This is a genomic window from Planctomycetaceae bacterium, from assembly GCA_039680605.1.
In the GTDB taxonomy this organism is placed as follows: Bacteria; Planctomycetota; Phycisphaerae; order SM23-33; family SM23-33; genus JAJFUU01.
This window is the reverse complement of the sequence record JBDKTA010000025.1, coordinates 20036-35109: the sequence shown is the minus strand read 5'-3', so window position 1 is coordinate 35109 and position 15074 is coordinate 20036. Positions and strand designations below refer to the sequence as shown.

The following is a 15074-nucleotide window of genomic DNA, read 5'->3' as shown; positions in this document are numbered from 1 at the left end:
GAGGCCGCCATGCTCGCTGAATGGTCGTTGGCAGAGAATGTTCGCGCGGGTGCTACTGTTGTCTCGGCTGTAGTGGCAGCATGGGCTTTGTGCAAAGTGTATAAGCAGGACAGAAGGCAGAATGTCTTCCGGCAGCAACAACTTGCAGCCCAGCAAGAGTTCGAGAGGCAGTTGCAGGATCGTCAGGAAGCATTTGAGGTGAACCAACTTGACAAGTTTATGGAGTTCCATCGACAGATACAGCGCGATCAACAAACAATGGAAAAGGGAGGTCTGAAAATAACAATTCGTAAGACCCGCCAGAAGACGGATCGCGGTTTGTTTCTGGAATCTGTCAACCTTGTCTGCGCGAAGGAAGGGGCCCAGCCTTTGACTCTGCAGGATCTTTTCGTAAAGGCTGATAATGGATCCAAGCAATGCATTTCGTTGCTTAAGCAGTTACCAGTCACGTTAGAAGGGCACGGTGGCAGCACCACAATCGTCATTCCGACACCATTGATCTCTGGTAAGTGCTCACATAAAGAGCGCCCGATCCAATTCGTCTTACGCGACAGTCTTGGAGGGGAGCATGAGATCGACGTCAACTGCGCCTACGACACCTTCATCTAAGGCTTGACCTTCTCCTGTGCCGAACGGAATGTCCTGCAGGTGCTTGTCCGCCAGATCTAGCAGCAGCCCGAATGCCGTCGCGGTGTTCTTGATCCCAGCCTGTTCCTTGGCGGCGGTGAGGGCATCCAGCATCCGGTCATAATCTGCATAGCGGTTGATCCAGGTGACGTCGCCGGTGGCTTGCTCCAGCACCTTGGCGAAGAGTCTCTCGGCTCGCTCGACCTCCTCGGGCAGGAATGCAATCGAGACGATCCGGTACTCCAGGCCCTTCTCTGACAGCGGGTCCAGGCTGGGCGGGTTCAGCCGGTCCAGGACCACGTCGTCGAGGCCCGAGTATTCCATCAGCGCCACATCGTTAATCTCGTCGTACAGCTCACGCAGGATTGCCAGATCATCCTGGCCGGCGATGGCGTTGTGCGAAAGCTGAATGGCCACTTGCTGGGCGCGCGTGAGTTCCCGATCCGTGTAGAGCACCATGATCTCCGCCAGCCCGGCTTCGTGGGCGGCCTTGACGCGGTGGTTGCCCGAGAGGATGGCGTAGCGCTCCCCGCGGCGGATCGCGAAGGGCACGCTGGTCAAACAGCCGTCGCGGCGGATGTTCTCCACCAGCCGCTTGTACTGCTCGACCCGCATGAAGCGGGCGTTCTTTTCCAGCAGATCGCAGGCGGCGATGGGCACCATCGCCACGCGCAGGCTGGAGCCGGACAGCTTCTCGTTTACTGCGGAGCTGGCGCTGTGCTTATCGACTGGCTGTGATTGGCTTTCCACCATGCAAAACCCTCCTGCAAGGACCACCTTCCGGCGGCGCCCAGGTAATTGACCTTCCCTTCGCTGCGATTATGGACCTCGAACAGTCCACGGTATTTCATGGAGACCGCCCGTTGCGTAAATGCCGTGGTGCCGATGGTGCGGATGCGGCCGCAGAGCCACTGCTCCAGATCGGCCCGGACCTCGCTGCTGACGGCACAGGCCAGGATCAGCTTGCTCAGCCGCTTGTGCGGCGTGGGCCGCACGGCAAAATCCGACAGCAGATACAGATCGCACGGCAGCGGACCCCGCGGCAGAGCAAACGAGAATGCCCCCAGCAGCCTGCCGTCCGACAGCACCGCATAGTTGCGCGGGGCGTCACAGACGATGATGCTCTGGGAGAGGTACAGGCTGCGGATGGCGTTCATGGTCTTGGCATCGATCTGCACCACCTGGATAGGCTCGACCACTTCGTCGGTCCGCGGTGCCCAGGGGTTCTGGCCGATCTGCTGACGGGCGGCCGCGTAGCGCGCAGGAGCGGAATCGCAGTACATGAACACCGGCTTACTACGCAGGGAAGTCTGGACCGTGGCGACGTGCTGGCCGGCCAGGGCGGGCTGCTCAGAGTCGCTGGAGATCATCCAGTGCTTGAAGCTGCGGACGCTCTGGCTGAACTGCTCGAAATCTTCGGGGCTGAAGACCTGGTAGCTGGGCTTGGACCACTCGAAGACGCTGTCGAGCTTTTTGAACAGCCGCTCGTACCCGCCCTTGTACGTGGGCGGAAAGCTGATGCAAACTGCATCGCGATCTGCGGCTGCCAGAAACTCCCGGCAGTCGCCGGCGAAGTACGACGCCAGGGGCAGCCCGGCCAGGGCCTTCGTCACCCGCTCGACGGTCGTGGCATGAAGCTCCGGCCAGCGGCGCCGGTACTGCTCCCGCATCCGCTGGGCATACGCGTTATCCTTGCCGACCTTGAGCATCTCCCCCGTTAGCAGCAGCGTGGCGATGGTCGCCGGCCCCGGCGCCAGATACTCTCCCAGCCAGGCGAAATCCTGATTCTTGACCTTGTATGCCTGCTCACTGCCGGCCAGGTGCCAGCCCAGGGCGCAGGAGTAGATCGACACATCGTTAGAGTGGATCGCCCCGACGCCGCAGCGCGCGAGGATGCGCTCGACGGTGAAGTTGCCGCTGCACGCGACGTATACTGGCAGCCCGCGCCACTGCTGCGCCGCCGTCTCCAGCACGGCCCGCATGTACCGATTGATGGACCCGATGAACATGCTGCCATTATCTGCCGGTGTCAAGCGTCCTATGGACGCGGCGAGACTGCGTGCGTAAGGCCCACGTTCCTACTACGACACTACTTGCAGATACGCTTGCCGCCTCTCTCCCACGGTGGTACTCTCTTTTGGGTTCAAGTCCGTCTGCAAACAAGACCTGTAATATGAGGTTCGATGGTTGGAGATGAAGCCCGTCGATCCAGACAGTGATCTTCGCACGCTGACAGAGCGATTGCGCGGACGCGCGTTCGATCCTTCATGTTGTTTCCTTTGCGCCAATCACTTCGATGATGTCGATCTTACGTCCGAGCATGTCTTTCCGAAGTGGCTGCAGAAGCGATTTGAACTATGGGATCAGCGGCTTGTTCTCCTTAATGGGACAAATATTCCCTACCGCTTGCTGACCGTCCCATGCTGTGGTGAATGTAATAAGTACCGCCTTCAACCTATCGAGGTAACAATGTCCGGCGCTGTCCCAAGAGGCGCCGGGGCGGTGCGTCAGCTCGGGCCGAATACGTTGTTCCTATGGCTCGGCAAGATATTCTACGGAATTCTGTACCGCGAGCTCTCCCTGCTTCTGGACCGAACTCAGATAGACGGACTCACCATCGCGACCCCGGAGATGCTACGGCAATACGAAACACACCTTTTCTTTCTCCAGCAAGCACGAGAGAAGGTGAAACTGGTGGACTTCACTCCCGGATCCATCTACACATTTTCTTGCCAAGCGCCCAAAGACCTGCGTCTGCAGTGGGATTTCTGCGACAACATCGAGACCATGTTCATAGCCATGCGCATGGGCACCGTGGGCATCATTGGGGTCTTGGGTGATGGCGGGGCGCAGATGGGGTACGCGGAGGCATATGAAGCCATCAGGGATCTTCCTCTTCACCCCCTGCAGTTCCGCGAGGTCTGCGCGCACTTCTCTTATCGTTCGTCGATTGCAACCCGCACACCGAAGTACATCACCATTGAGAAGTCCCCTCACGAGGTGCGCCAGATGCCACTGGGTGGCATGAGCGCCAAACCATACTTCTGTGATTGGGATGAAGCCGTTTATGCGAAGTACCTCGCGTTCTATACTGGCTACCCATACGAGATGCTGTATCCCACAGAGGGACAGACCATGACGTGGCTCCATGACGACTCAGGGAAGATTCGCTATATCGATTACGAGAAGCACCCTTGTGAACCGCTGAGCCCATGAAACTCTAGCAACGAAGAAGGATTTCCGCACAGCGCCGCCGTGGCTGCGGGCCACGTCCTCTGACCTGGTGGGTCAGCGTGCCCAAACACCGGCGGCGCATGAATCAGAAGAGCTTCTGCTGGCCCTTCACCCCTCCATTCTCGGAGGCTGTCAAGGGCTCGTTGGTCAGATGTACCACTTCCGCCTGCCAGAGGCCACCCAACCACTCCGCCAGGATCTTGCGATGGCAGATGTTCACGTCCGCGCAGCCGCAGAAGAGCACGGGGGAGCGGCCGCTGCCAGCCACTTCGCGCAAAAGCTCTGCAGCGCCGGACTCGAAGTTCACAATCTCGATTGGCCCGGCCTTGTAGTTGCGGTTGCCGAACTGCCGCAGCCACTGGTAGCGGCCGGGCAGCCGCTTTGCCAGTGAGCCCGAGTTCCAGATCGGGTTGCGCGACCGGGGCATCATGCGCACATCCACGAGCAGGCCGTTGGTTTTGTCCAGGGCGGCCTCAACGGCTTCAAGTTTCCAGCCGGTATATCCAAGGGTGTAGATGGTCATTCATTGTCTCCTGTCTGTGAGGCCGGGGCCGCTTCACATGCCGCGACGGCTTCAAGGCTTGCGATCTTCTGCGCCGCCAGACGGGCATGTTCCCGTAGCGGGTACGACTGGCTGGTCAGTGCCAGGGGGGTCAGGTACTCACTCACGGCTTCCAGCTCTTCGGCCGCTTCGCTGCTAGCGCTGTCCATGCCGGACAGGCTGGGCTGGCGGTACAGGCCCGTGAGGCGGTTGATTTCCCGCTGGACGTCCAGGGCCTTGGCGAGGTTCGGCCCGCTGCCATCGACGCCTGCGCGGATGCAGCGGCTGTAGAGATCATTGAGCCGTGTCAGGGCCGTGCCCAGCAGTTCGTCGCGGTTGTACTCGGCTGCCAGGGTCAGGCGCTTGCGCGCCTCGGCGATCACGGCTTTGACCTGCGAGGGGTCAACGTCCAGCTTTGCGATGCATGCGCTTTCCAGGTCAGTGCCGGCCAGGCCGCTAACCATCCAAAGCAGCACACGTTCAATTGTCGAATCGCTCGTACTCATGGTCATACCAAGGACTCCTTTGCCAAGGCCACTGTCAGCAACTGCACCGCCCGACGAAAGCTCAGGCGGCCGTCACACGTGGCCTGGTCAACTATGTGACTGAATGAACTCGCCGGCAGGCTCTTGCCTGTCTCGCGTTTCCAGATCGCCGACAGAAGCTGCCTGCACGAGCGGGCCAGTTCCTGAGCGTCCGACTGGAACGTCAGGCCCGTGCAGCGGTCGCGGAAGCGCTGGCTGAGCTTGCCGGCGTAGTTGGTGGTGAAGACCACCACGGTCTTTGCCGGCAGGGCCTCCAGGCGGTCCAGCCAGATCGTCTCGGCCGCCGGGTGCATCCGGTCCGCCTCGTTGACGATGATGACCTTCCAGCCGCTGCCGTAGAACGGCCGGTTCCACATCAGCCGCGTCGTTTCCCGCACGGCCTCTGCTGTCTGCTCGCCCGAGGCGATCACGTGGACGCCGCCGAATTCCTTCTGGGCCATGTCGCAGCCCAGTGCCGCGGCCAGTGCCAGGGCGGCGGAAGTTTTGCCGGTGCCCGTCTCGCCCTCGAAGATCATGGCTGTGGGATAAGGGGCCGCGGCGAACTTCCGCAGGAACGTCACCACCTCATCCTGGCCCCAGATGCTGTCCAGGCTGGTGGGCCGGTACTTTTCCGTGAGGGCGCCGGTGCCTGATGGCTGGAGCGTGGGGAGATGCTCTGCCGGATACAGCAGCGTCCAGAGCCGCTGCCAGGTCAAACCTGCCTCGCGGGCGAGGGCTGCCAAGTTCTCCCCGGCTGTGCGGCGCTGGCGGATGGTGTCCAGGAGTGATTGGTCTATCGACGTCATTGGCCATCACCTCCCTCCGGCTCTTCCACTTCGGCCTCTTCGTCCACTTCGCAGTTGAAGTGGCTCTCGGAGATCCGAACCGACTCGTCAAAGTTCAGTTCGTTCTGACAGGCCCAGTGCCGCAGGTCGCTCAGCAGGTCCGTCAGCCGCTCCTGCTGGGACTCGGACTCAAAGTCCCACATATCGGTGGTGTTGTTGACCTTGAGGCCGGCGTAGGCCTCGACCGCGGCCTGGGCGCATGATGCCCGGTCCTGATTACGCTCAACTGCTTCGATGTTTACATTGTCTGCCATTGTCAATACTCCTAAAGCACCGCGTGCATGTCGCGGGCCACTTGTTCGAGTTCAATTTCCATCTGCTCGGGCGTCACTTCCGAGTCCGGATCAGAGGCGGCGTTGTCGAAGTCCAGGACAACGACGTCTTCCTCGGGCTCATCCGAATAGACGCCCTGCACAATGCCGCCGCGTACAACGATTACGATCATGGGGTATTCCTTTTGTGCCTGGCTGTCGAAGCCAGAATGGGTAAAATTGCTTGTGTGAAACCAACTGAACCTGTCATGTCGAATTTCCGCCAAGAGGCAACCCGTCTTGGGACTACAGAATTGCATCGTGCAGTCTTGATGGCATTGATGCTGTTCCAGAACGGGTATGAGGTTGACGAAAAGTGTCCTGAATGCGGCTCACTGATCACAGTCAGGGGTTTTCCTGAAGACAGCGGTCACCATTGCGCTTGGACCACTGCATGCGACTGTGGGAAGTGCGCATCTGATTTCAGAGGGCTCTGACCTCAATCTTCGCCGATGAGCATGATCGTGAGCACCGGCGCAGCGTCATCGCCGGGGCCCACGTGGGCCCACAGTTTCCAGTGGGCCACGTCGAACTCAAGCCGATCGGTGTTGGCATTGGGGCTGCGGCGGATGCAGTCGCGCAGGGTCTGCAGGACAGCCAACAGGGCCGCCTGCTTCATCCGCTCGTCGCTCATGCCCTCCGTCACCTCAGCCACGACGCCGCAGGTGATGGCGGTGTGGATGGTGAACCCCGCCCGCCGCGCCAGGGCCGTCACGTCCACCAAGACGCCATCTTCAATGGCCTGAGCACGCGTGTAGGCGAAGATCACTGGCCCAAAGGGCTGCTCGGCACTGAGCTGGTCTTCAGGGACACCTGCCTTCCGCAGGGCGTCCCACGTTTCTGCATCCAGCAGATGGCCGGATTTACTGGGCTTGATGGGCTTAAACATGGAGCACCCCGCTTTCCTGCACCGTGGCAGACTGTTTGAGCCAGGATTCAGCGGCGCTGCGGCTGGTGATGTCCGCTTCGGCCAGATAATCGATGCCGCTGCGGTCCTGCGCGGGCAGCTTCTCACAGCAGCCCATGCCGTCATCGAGGACACCGGGAACGTGCCGCGCCAGCCCGTACAGGGCCACCAGACGCGAGTAGGCGATCTCCGCCAGGGCCACCGACACACTGCCCAGATCCATGGGCATGTCCGCACGCTTGACCACATAGCGGCTGACCACCATCCGGCTTTCACTGCTCATGCGGCTGATCGTCCAGAAAGCGACGATTTCGACATTGACGCCGCGCTGGGTAAGGATGTCCGCCAAAGCCGCCGCCGCGGCGCCACGCCACAGAAGATGTTCTGACCGCTGACCGGCGTTGACCGTGAGGTTTACGCCGATGGTGACAGAGCGGCGGGGCTGGGTTTCCCGAGTCATGCGCTCCCAGGGCGTCAGGCTACGAACCAGAACCGACTCGGCCTCCAGTTCGTCGCCCCATTCCTGATTGCGGCGAACACGCCGGCGCGTGCAGACGGGCGGACTAATCTCATCCACCAGTTGCCGTCGCATGTCTTCCACCGCATCCAGCAAGTGCCGCGGCGGATTGGCAATCGAGCCCAGCAGCTTGTCGCGGGTGTAGTAATTGGCCCATGCATCGTGGCCGGTGGTATGTTCGGCAATGCGGCCTGCGATGAAGGTGCGGTTGCCATCGTTCTGGGCGTAATCGGCCAGAGCATCGATCACAGCCTCGCCGACTGAATCGAACGTGATGCGGTCGATGCCGTCGCTGTCCCGGTGAACGGGATTCTGCGAAGTGACCTGCCCTTCGCTGCGGTGCAGGCGATTCTTGAGGCGGCGTTGACGACGCTGCTGGCGGGGTTCCTGATGGGATTCCTGCCGCGATTGTTGCTGGGTGCCGCTCTTGAGCAGGCCCCAGAGCCGCTGCCAGGGGATCCCAGCCTCTTTGGCCAGGGCCGTGACCTTTTCACCGCCGGCGTAACGCTGTCGCAGATTGTTAAGTAATTCCCGGTTCATGTTACGCCTCCTCGCCGACTTTAGACTTTTCATCCGCTGACCAGTCCTGGAAGAACCGGCTCTTCACATCCTCCAGCGTTCTTCCGGCCGACAGTGCCTTGACGCCCTGTTCGACCAGGCGAGTGGAGGCGATGCGGCGGAGGCGGTTATCCGCAATGCGGTCACGCAGGCGATTCACCCAGTCAACCAGAGCCTGACCCTTCGAGCCAACCGCAGTGGCCATATCCGCTTCCAGATCGGTGTCGTAGCCGACATTGATTTTGGACAGGACGAACCGGTCAAGCGTGGCACCATCCAAGGCGTTGCGGCCGACGTAGACCATGTCGCCGCCGCGGCCATACGTGTTGGCAGCGGCTACAATGACGCAGTCAGCATGCCGCTCGATCACCTCGCCATTGACCGGGTTGCACAGCACCCCGTTGGCAAGGGCCGCATTGATGGAGACCATGACGTTGCCGTCTGCGGCATCGACTTCATCGAAGAGGAATACACCGCCGTTGCGGTAGATGCGGATGAAGGGCGATTCGACATACGCCCAGGTGCCGTCTGACTGAGGCAGCATCCGGCCGAAGATGTGCGTTTCAGTCACGCCGGCCGAGAGACTGATGAATGCGAAACTGCGGCCAAGGGCCTTGGCGGCGTGTTTGACCAGCGTGGTCTTGCCCGTACCCGCCGGGCCGACGAGCATGATGTTGCTGTGCCCTTCACCGATCAGGGACAGCACCTGCTCAAACTGCCGATGCGTCCGCTCCGACAGCGTGTTGACCGTGCCGTCGGGCATGTGGACTTCCACCGGCCGCGGCAACCGCGCAGCCGCGACAGCCTCATCGACGATGCCGCGGACCTTCGATTCGTCCAGGTCCTGCTTAAGCTCCAGGTGCTCATTGATGGCCCCGGCCAACCGCTTGAATATGTCTTGGTACTGCTCAACGTGCGTGGTAGATTCTGATGCGATCATTGGGAAGGCTCACTTTCCTATGGTCTGGCCGAGGGGTGTTTGCGCACCTCTCGGCCGCTTGTTTAGGGTGAAGAACAGGCCTGAACAGCCAGGCCCAGAGGGATTTTCAGTTCTGCTTGTTTGCGGATACGTTCTGCCAGGAAGGCTACCCCTTCGGAGTCAGTCACCTTTCCGCCGCGATTCTGTTTTCAACCAGCCTGCAGGCCCATCTTGCATGGACCGTCTTAGTGATATAAGTATATGACATAGCACGATTTATGGCAAGATAATAGCGGAATTGCGGTAAGATTTATGCCACTTCTAAGCTGTGGTGGGGAATTCGGTTACGACTGCTGGTGAAAGATTTGAAAAGATTTTACCGGGCAGGTGGACAGCAGAAATGGCAGGATGTATTGAATAATATATTCGTTAGTTACCGATAACTAAAGCATATACTATTCACCATGAGACCGACGCCCAGACAGATCGATAAGGCCAAGGAGATCTTCCGCCATCATGGCGGCATGCTCCGCACCGCAGAGGTTATTCGCGAAGGCATCCAGCCGCGAGTGCTTTACGCCATGCGCGACGCCGGCGAAGTCACCATGCTGCGCCGAGGCTGCTACCGGCTGGCTGAACTGGACCAGATGGCCGAGCCAGACCTTGCCGTGGTCGCCAAAGCCGCGCCCAAAGGCGTGATCTGCCTGGTCTCGGCCCTGTCATTCCATGACATCACTACGCAGATTCCCCGCGCTGTGGACCTTGCTCTTCCGGCCCACACGCACAGCCCCAAGATCGAGTATCCGCCCATCCAGCCATACTGGTTCAGCGGACAGGCCTACTCGGCGGGGGTCGAGACGCACGACATCGACGGTGTGAGGGTCCGCATCTACAGCCCCGCCAAAACCGTGGCCGACTGTTTCAAGTACCGCAAGAAGATCGGCAAAGATGTGGCGATGGAAGCCCTGAGGTTCTGCCGCGATCGCAAGGGCACTTCCGTCGCCGAGTTCCTGGAGTTCGCCCGAATCTGTCGAGTGCAGAACATCATGTCGCCGTACCTGGAGGCAATGCTGTGAGCGATACTGTCCGCAACATGGCGCGGTCGGTCCACGACCGTCTGCTCAAGATCGCAAAGGAAAAGGGCCGCCCCTACAACGACCTGCAGCAACGCTTCGCGATGGAGCGTTTTCTCTACCGCCTGAGCTCATCTCCCTTCGCCGGCCAGTTCACCCTCAAGGGGGCACTGGCCCTTTTGGCGTGGACCGGCAGCGGCCGGATGTATCGGCCAACCATGGACATCGACCTGCTTGGGCATACAAGCAACGAAGCGGAAAGCCTGGTGAAGGTGTTCCAGGCAGTCGCCGCGCAGGACGTGCCGATTGACGGGCTCGTGTTCGATGCCCAGAGCGTCACGGCTGTGCCGATCACCGAGGATGCCGAGTACAACGGCATGCGCGTCAGGCTGACGGGCCGGATGGGCAACGCCCGGATATCCATCCAGATCGATATTGGCTTTAGCGACCGGCCGATCCCAAAGCCTCAGCGATTGGACCTGCCCGGCCTGCTGGATTTTCCTGGCGTGTCCATGATGGGCTATCGCCCTGAATCCTCGATTGCCGAGAAGCTCCAGGCCATGGTCGCTCGCGATGTCCTCAACAGTCGCATGAAGGACTTCGCCGATATCTGGCATCTCGCACAGGGCTTCGCATTCGAGGGCTCCACGCTGGCTCAGGCTATCGTCAGCACGTTCGAGCGGCGCAACACGCCCATTCCGGCCAATCCCACTGCGTTCAGTAACGAGTTTGCGCACCGGGAAGAAAAGCAGGCCCAGTGGGCAGCCTTTGTGCGTCGATCCGCTCCCACAGGCGTCCCGGATAACTTCGTTGAAGTTGTTGCCGGCGTTGCTGCCTTTCTCGGTCCAGTTTTGGCTCATCTCGCTGACAACCAGCGGTTGCCTCAACGCTGGCAAGCTCCGGGACCGTGGCAGCACTGAGCACCGGGCGACGAAAAGAAAGATTAGTCCCTGCCGGGGTGGTTCCCCCTGAGGGGTTTCGCTCTTCACAAGCCAGGAGGGACCCACAGCTTGCATCCGCTGCTCAACTCGTCGGCCTCCAACACACCGCCGCCAAGCCGAACCTGCCTCAGCATTGCCATTCGAGGGAAGGCCATATCCGACAAGACCTCTTCGATACACTTTGTGGCTTTGCTGAGACAGGTCCGGTTACAGCAGTTCGACTGGTCCGATCTAGCTTGTTATCAGATTCCAGCCTCATTCAGGATACGGTCTGCTTCCGCCAAGTCTCGCTGTCGTTGGCGTTCTGTCCTGGGGCGGTCCTTTCGTAGATGTTCCGTGAAAGCTGCATCAACGGCTTCTGCCTCTGCCTTGGCGAACTTGTGGCGACGGACCACCGCATGGGCGAGTGCAAAGGTATTCATTGCTTCCCTGGAGGTGAAAATGCGATGGCCTATCCTTGCGTACTCTAAATAGACGCCGGCCATACCCTTCACGCACCATCTCCACAATGTTGACACAGCGATCTTCTTGCTCCTGATCAGGGGCAGGCATTTAGCTGCTTCCGCCAACGTCAATAGCTCGTCTTTCATAATATCGATGCTCATCTGGATTCCCTTCGTTGCATTGGGGACTGTGTCGGATACGGCATGATTCTCTGTGCTGTGGGCCATCTTGGGCCTCAAAATCCAAATGGCCTTGGTCATACGCACTGGAATGCACTCTGCCGCGCTTACTCGAACAGACCCGCCTGCCCGCTCAGGGCCTTCTCGATAACTTGATCCACCTGACGCTCCAGAGCCTTGGCTTGCTGGAGCACCTGGGGCTCGTGAGCCCGAAAGAACTCCTTCTGCTTGTCCCGCATCGCCTTGACCAGTTTGGCCAGTTCACGTGCCTGCATTGCTGCTCCTCTCTTGGCCCTTGGGCCACGCCATGACCTCCTTGCTGATCAGCGGGCCGTCATAGCCCGCACAGTAGTGCCAGGAATCGGGCGGCGGATCGCAGAACCTCTCACCGGTGCCCCATACCACTTTCGTGCCGCCGATATAGTCGTCGCAGTAGTACTGGCCGGCGGAGCTGAAGAACTTCTGGCAGTCCGTGCAGCGGCAGTACCGCAGCAGCGTCACGGGCTGGGGTACCGGCCAAACGGGCACGACAGGAGGCGCCGAGGGCGGCGGCGCAGCCTTGGGCTTGCGGGCCGTCGAGAACTCATACATGACCGGCCCCTTTGACCAGTGCCGGCCGGTGCCGCGAAGTACCGCGGTATCTCCTATTGTCTCCTGGCGCGTATCGCGCGCGCGTGCGCGTACGCGCGTGCGCGCGCACACACGCGGTATATAGGGAAATGTGCGGTACTGTGCGGTACTTGAGCTGTAAGTCTTTATTGCGTCTGGCGTATCTCACCAGCAGTGACTGCGGTACTGTGCGGTACCTGTCCGGTACTGTGCGGTACTTTTTGCTCATGCGACCCCCTCGCTCAGCGAGATACCCTCGTAGAAACGCCCGGTATGCTGATTTCTCCGAGTTGTCAGCCCCGGCACGGCCGCCAGAAGATCGCGACCGAACGTCTGGCGAGTTGAGGTTGTGTTACGGCCGTCTTTCTGACACCAGCCCTTCCAGGCTGCATAAAGATCCTCCACACGCGAGCGATTGCCGACGGCGACCGTGCAGCAGTCGCGGACGAACGCCCCGACAGGACTGGACAGTTCCTCCACGTCCTGCAGCAGGTCCCTGGAACTTTGGGGCAGTTCGAAATATCCCCGATCATGCAGATGCACCCATCCCTGCAGAGCCCACAGCAGGATCCCAGGAAGCTCCGACATGAGCTTGCTCGTCAAGTGCGTGTCTTCATGGCCGTAGAAGCTCTGGCGAAGCGTCAGAAGCAGGAATCGGTTGGCCAGGGCGCCGCTGGCGTCGTTAATCCGCGGCAGTTCGTTGGTCAGGAATACAAACCGAGTCGGCAGCTTCATGGTCAGCGCCGGCAGGAACTTTCGTTCGATGGTGAGGTTGTCTTCCCCGCTGATGCACAAGAGCCGCTCGATCACCGTCCCCACGTCATTGCCGGTGAAGCGGGCGTCCGAGACGATGGCCAGGCTCTTGCCGACCAGAGGCTGCAGGCCAAACGGCCCGGCCAGGCCGCTGGTGGTCGGGCCGGAGACGTTGGCTGGGCCGATCAGGCGGCTCAGGATGCGCCCGATGGTGCCCTTGCCCGATCGCTTGGGGCCAACCAGCAGCAGCATCTTCTGCTGACTGGTGTCGGCGGTCAGGCAGTACCCAAACCACTCCTGGAGCAACGCGATGGACTGCTGATCGTCACCCCAAAGCTGCGCCAGGAAATCCAGCCATGCTTCCGGCCAGGGGGCGGCGCGGTCGAAGTCGAAGTCCAGGGCGTTGGTGGTGAACAACGCCGGCGTCGGCGGCAGTACCGTCTCTGAGGGGATATGCAGGTTGTATGACCTGCACGGCAGAATCTCCGTCGCCGGCGGGCGCTGGGGATTTTCGTCCAGCCACGCCGGCGGAACGATGGAGGCCGGCAGATGCGCCCGGACTCGCAGCGATTCCAGTGCGGCATTGATCGTGGTGGGATTGGACTCGAAGTCCACCAGTTCCATCTGGTTCGTTTTCTTGTCGAACACATATCGCAGCGCCTCGTGCAGCCAGGACTGGAGCTGCTTGCGCACCGCCTGGTCTTCGGCCTCTATGAACCGATTATCCCGCCAGACCATGAACACCCCGCCGTGGCCATGAATGGTCCGGCCCTCAGGGTGGCTGTGGAAGGCGTTGATGAACGCGTCGGCGGTGGGCAGCGTGCGGCGGGGCGACAACACGAGCCGACCTGTGGCCGGATCATGCTCGCCCAGTTTGACCATGGGCTCATCGGGGGCAGTAGCGGCGGCGATTTCAGGCTCGACGGGCTGTTCGTAAGCGGGCGCCGCCTCGACCAGCGCCAGCAGTTCTGCCGCCGTCCCGCCGGCAGCCAGCCAGTCAGAGGCATCTTTGCCGTCGCCAGGCAGTTCGAGCACCTTGACCTGTGCCGCCTTGCCCCTGAGGCGCTGGGCGACGTCCTGGGCGTGCTTGCGACCGGGCGCATCTCTGTCAGGCAGAATCGCCACGCGGCGGCCGTGCAGCGCGCTGTCGTCGGAGAGCTTGCCCCACTTACAGGCTCCCTGTGGATTGGTAGTGGCCACCAGGCCCACCGCGGCGAGATTGTCCGCATCCTTCTCGCCCTCGACGATGAACACCCACTGGGCCGGATCGGCGGCCAGGAGTTCGACCAGGCGATAGAGCACCCGCGGCGTATCGCCCAGTTCCCAAAGCCAGCCCCCATTGCCGTCAGGCCGTCGCTGGCGGAACTTCTTAGGCTCAAACCGCACGCTCTGGAAGAGCAGATTTCCGTGTGCGTCGCGGTAATCATACGTGGCGACGATTGTGGTGCCGGCAGAGCATTTCTTCTGGCCAGGGGGAAAGAGAGCGCTGGCGGATAGGCCCAGCGCTTTGCAGATTTCCATCGTCGCGCAGCCGGCGCGGCAATTGAGCAGCACTCGCCCGTCGGCGCCCCGGCCAACGCGCAGGCTGGGATGATCATCCTCATGCGCGGGGCAGCGAGCCTGCCACTGGTCTGGCCCGACCTGCTTGGCCCCGTCCAGACGCTCCAGGATTTCCTGCACGGGATCATCCATCGCGTTCGATTGCCTCCCGCACGTCGTCGATACTGCAGGCCAGCACGTAGAGCCCGCAGCGGTGCTCGATCTCCTGCTCCATGAACTTCTGCACCGGCGACTGGCGGCCGCCTGGGGCTTTGCACTCGACGCCAATGAAGCGGCCGTCGGGAAGCAGACCCGTGATGTCCGGCCATCCGGCCGGCACTGTGTCAGCACCCCATGAGCCGGCGCGATATGCCGCCCCGGCGTCTGTGACGGCCACCAGTGCCCCGATGGAGCGGAGATAGCCCAGGATCGCCCGCTGTACCTCGCGCTCGGGCTTCTGTCTGGCCCTGGTGGTGCGGAAGACGTCGGAGGCGCGCAGGCTCATTGCTGGGTCTCCTGCGCAAACTCCCAGCCAGCCTGCCAGCAGGTGGCT

The 15074-nt window shown here is 61.1% G+C and carries 19 protein-coding genes; 4 read left to right on the top strand and 15 right to left on the bottom strand.

The genetic code is table 11. The features are described from left to right. The first annotated feature begins 9 nt into the window (after positions 1 to 9). Positions 10 to 609 carry a hypothetical protein gene (locus tag ABFD92_07785; GenBank protein ID MEN6504422.1) on the top strand — a complete coding sequence of 200 codons (600 nt, stop codon included), beginning with the start codon at positions 10 to 12 and terminating at the stop codon, positions 607 to 609. Here ABFD92_07785 and ABFD92_07780 read toward each other — a convergent pair. Both ABFD92_07780 and ABFD92_07775 read right to left on the bottom strand, forming a co-directional pair. Continuing rightward, positions 544 to 1380: a ParB N-terminal domain-containing protein gene (locus tag ABFD92_07780; protein MEN6504421.1), complete on the bottom strand. Its 837-nt coding sequence runs from the start codon at positions 1378 to 1380 to the stop codon at positions 544 to 546. The two genes, ABFD92_07785 and ABFD92_07780, sit on opposite strands and share 66 nt — an antisense overlap. Beyond that, complete coding sequence (locus tag ABFD92_07775) at positions 1326 to 2636, bottom strand: hypothetical protein (GenBank protein MEN6504420.1); 1311 nt, start codon at positions 2634 to 2636, stop codon at positions 1326 to 1328. The genes ABFD92_07780 and ABFD92_07775 overlap by 55 nt, the downstream gene beginning before the upstream one ends. 184 nt (positions 2637 to 2820) lie before the next feature. Between ABFD92_07775 and ABFD92_07770 the strand changes: the two genes are divergently transcribed. After that, entirely contained in the window at positions 2821 to 3843 is a 1023-nt protein-coding gene (locus ABFD92_07770; GenBank protein MEN6504419.1) for a hypothetical protein, read from the top strand. A 103-nt stretch (positions 3844 to 3946) separates the two neighbouring features. On the opposite strand, the gene ABFD92_07765 is transcribed toward ABFD92_07770, so the two are convergent. The 8 genes from ABFD92_07765 to ABFD92_07730 form a co-directional block, all read right to left on the bottom strand. Further along, on the bottom strand, positions 3947 to 4384 hold the full coding sequence (locus tag ABFD92_07765) for a DUF488 domain-containing protein (protein ID MEN6504418.1): 438 nt from the start codon (positions 4382 to 4384) through the stop codon (positions 3947 to 3949). Then, positions 4381 to 4914: a hypothetical protein gene (locus ABFD92_07760; protein MEN6504417.1), complete on the bottom strand. Its 534-nt coding sequence runs from the start codon at positions 4912 to 4914 to the stop codon at positions 4381 to 4383. The genes ABFD92_07765 and ABFD92_07760 overlap by 4 nt, the downstream gene beginning before the upstream one ends. Further along, positions 4911 to 5732, bottom strand: coding sequence for an AAA family ATPase (locus ABFD92_07755; GenBank protein ID MEN6504416.1), 822 nt, complete (start codon positions 5730 to 5732; stop codon positions 4911 to 4913). Before ABFD92_07755 ends, ABFD92_07760 begins: the two co-directional genes overlap by 4 nt. Beyond that, a complete protein-coding gene (locus tag ABFD92_07750) occupies positions 5729 to 6025 on the bottom strand; it encodes a hypothetical protein (GenBank protein ID MEN6504415.1) in 297 nt (98 codons plus the stop codon). The genes ABFD92_07755 and ABFD92_07750 overlap by 4 nt, the downstream gene beginning before the upstream one ends. A gap of 11 nt (positions 6026 to 6036) precedes the next feature. Continuing rightward, entirely contained in the window at positions 6037 to 6216 is a 180-nt protein-coding gene (locus tag ABFD92_07745; protein MEN6504414.1) for a hypothetical protein, read from the bottom strand. Between the two features lie 305 nt (positions 6217 to 6521). Continuing rightward, positions 6522 to 6971, bottom strand: coding sequence for a DUF6573 family protein (locus ABFD92_07740; protein MEN6504413.1), 450 nt, complete (start codon positions 6969 to 6971; stop codon positions 6522 to 6524). After that, positions 6964 to 8046: a hypothetical protein gene (locus tag ABFD92_07735; GenBank protein ID MEN6504412.1), complete on the bottom strand. Its 1083-nt coding sequence runs from the start codon at positions 8044 to 8046 to the stop codon at positions 6964 to 6966. Before ABFD92_07735 ends, ABFD92_07740 begins: the two co-directional genes overlap by 8 nt. Before the next feature lies 1 nt (position 8047). Further along, on the bottom strand, positions 8048 to 9004 hold the full coding sequence (locus ABFD92_07730; protein ID MEN6504411.1) for an AAA family ATPase: 957 nt from the start codon (positions 9002 to 9004) through the stop codon (positions 8048 to 8050). Between the two features lie 443 nt (positions 9005 to 9447). Between ABFD92_07730 and ABFD92_07725 the strand changes: the two genes are divergently transcribed. Together ABFD92_07725 and ABFD92_07720 are read left to right on the top strand one after the other, a co-directional pair. Beyond that, positions 9448 to 10059 carry a type IV toxin-antitoxin system AbiEi family antitoxin domain-containing protein gene (locus tag ABFD92_07725; protein ID MEN6504410.1) on the top strand — a complete coding sequence of 204 codons (612 nt, stop codon included), beginning with the start codon at positions 9448 to 9450 and terminating at the stop codon, positions 10057 to 10059. Then, complete coding sequence (locus ABFD92_07720; protein ID MEN6504409.1) at positions 10056 to 10976, top strand: nucleotidyl transferase AbiEii/AbiGii toxin family protein; 921 nt, start codon at positions 10056 to 10058, stop codon at positions 10974 to 10976. Before ABFD92_07725 ends, ABFD92_07720 begins: the two co-directional genes overlap by 4 nt. A 263-nt stretch (positions 10977 to 11239) precedes the next feature. Here ABFD92_07720 and ABFD92_07715 read toward each other — a convergent pair whose 3' ends face one another. From ABFD92_07715 to ABFD92_07695, 5 genes are all read right to left on the bottom strand, one after another. After that, complete coding sequence (locus ABFD92_07715; GenBank protein ID MEN6504408.1) at positions 11240 to 11602, bottom strand: DUF1580 domain-containing protein; 363 nt, start codon at positions 11600 to 11602, stop codon at positions 11240 to 11242. Positions 11603 to 11727: 125 nt separating this feature from the next. Then, positions 11728 to 11895, bottom strand: coding sequence for a hypothetical protein (locus tag ABFD92_07710; protein ID MEN6504407.1), 168 nt, complete (start codon positions 11893 to 11895; stop codon positions 11728 to 11730). Further along, entirely contained in the window at positions 11882 to 12211 is a 330-nt protein-coding gene (locus ABFD92_07705; GenBank protein MEN6504406.1) for a hypothetical protein, read from the bottom strand. Before ABFD92_07705 ends, ABFD92_07710 begins: the two co-directional genes overlap by 14 nt. Positions 12212 to 12454: 243 nt before the next feature. Then, positions 12455 to 14674 (bottom strand): phage/plasmid primase, P4 family, encoded by a 2220-nt coding sequence (locus ABFD92_07700; protein ID MEN6504405.1) that lies wholly within the window; start codon positions 14672 to 14674, stop codon positions 12455 to 12457. After that, a complete protein-coding gene (locus tag ABFD92_07695; GenBank protein ID MEN6504404.1) occupies positions 14667 to 15026 on the bottom strand; it encodes a VRR-NUC domain-containing protein in 360 nt (119 codons plus the stop codon). Before ABFD92_07695 ends, ABFD92_07700 begins: the two co-directional genes overlap by 8 nt. Positions 15027 to 15074: the final 48 nt, after the last annotated feature.

Excerpts from the sequence above, each read along its gene's own strand:
- ABFD92_07700 (MEN6504405.1), bottom strand. The coding sequence starts at position 14,674 with ATGGATGATCCCGTGCAGGAAATCCTGGAGCGTCTGGACGGGGCCAAG.
- ABFD92_07695 (MEN6504404.1), bottom strand. The coding sequence starts at position 15,026 with ATGAGCCTGCGCGCCTCCGACGTCTTCCGCACCACCAGGGCCAGACAG.
- ABFD92_07725 (MEN6504410.1), top strand. The coding sequence starts at position 9,448 with ATGAGACCGACGCCCAGACAGATCGATAAGGCCAAGGAGATCTTCCGC.
- ABFD92_07710 (MEN6504407.1), bottom strand. The coding sequence starts at position 11,895 with ATGCAGGCACGTGAACTGGCCAAACTGGTCAAGGCGATGCGGGACAAG.
- ABFD92_07750 (MEN6504415.1), bottom strand. The coding sequence starts at position 6,025 with ATGGCAGACAATGTAAACATCGAAGCAGTTGAGCGTAATCAGGACCGG.
- ABFD92_07715 (MEN6504408.1), bottom strand. The coding sequence starts at position 11,602 with ATGAGCATCGATATTATGAAAGACGAGCTATTGACGTTGGCGGAAGCA.
- ABFD92_07765 (MEN6504418.1), bottom strand. The coding sequence starts at position 4,384 with ATGACCATCTACACCCTTGGATATACCGGCTGGAAACTTGAAGCCGTT.
- ABFD92_07705 (MEN6504406.1), bottom strand. The coding sequence starts at position 12,211 with ATGTATGAGTTCTCGACGGCCCGCAAGCCCAAGGCTGCGCCGCCGCCC.
- ABFD92_07770 (MEN6504419.1), top strand. The coding sequence starts at position 2,821 with ATGAAGCCCGTCGATCCAGACAGTGATCTTCGCACGCTGACAGAGCGA.
- ABFD92_07745 (MEN6504414.1), bottom strand. The coding sequence starts at position 6,216 with ATGATCGTAATCGTTGTACGCGGCGGCATTGTGCAGGGCGTCTATTCG.
- ABFD92_07730 (MEN6504411.1), bottom strand. The coding sequence starts at position 9,004 with ATGATCGCATCAGAATCTACCACGCACGTTGAGCAGTACCAAGACATA.
- ABFD92_07755 (MEN6504416.1), bottom strand. The coding sequence starts at position 5,732 with ATGACGTCGATAGACCAATCACTCCTGGACACCATCCGCCAGCGCCGC.
- ABFD92_07775 (MEN6504420.1), bottom strand. The coding sequence starts at position 2,636 with ATGTTCATCGGGTCCATCAATCGGTACATGCGGGCCGTGCTGGAGACG.
- ABFD92_07760 (MEN6504417.1), bottom strand. The coding sequence starts at position 4,914 with ATGACCATGAGTACGAGCGATTCGACAATTGAACGTGTGCTGCTTTGG.
- ABFD92_07735 (MEN6504412.1), bottom strand. The coding sequence starts at position 8,046 with ATGAACCGGGAATTACTTAACAATCTGCGACAGCGTTACGCCGGCGGT.
- ABFD92_07785 (MEN6504422.1), top strand. The coding sequence starts at position 10 with ATGCTCGCTGAATGGTCGTTGGCAGAGAATGTTCGCGCGGGTGCTACT.
- ABFD92_07740 (MEN6504413.1), bottom strand. The coding sequence starts at position 6,971 with ATGTTTAAGCCCATCAAGCCCAGTAAATCCGGCCATCTGCTGGATGCA.
- ABFD92_07780 (MEN6504421.1), bottom strand. The coding sequence starts at position 1,380 with ATGGTGGAAAGCCAATCACAGCCAGTCGATAAGCACAGCGCCAGCTCC.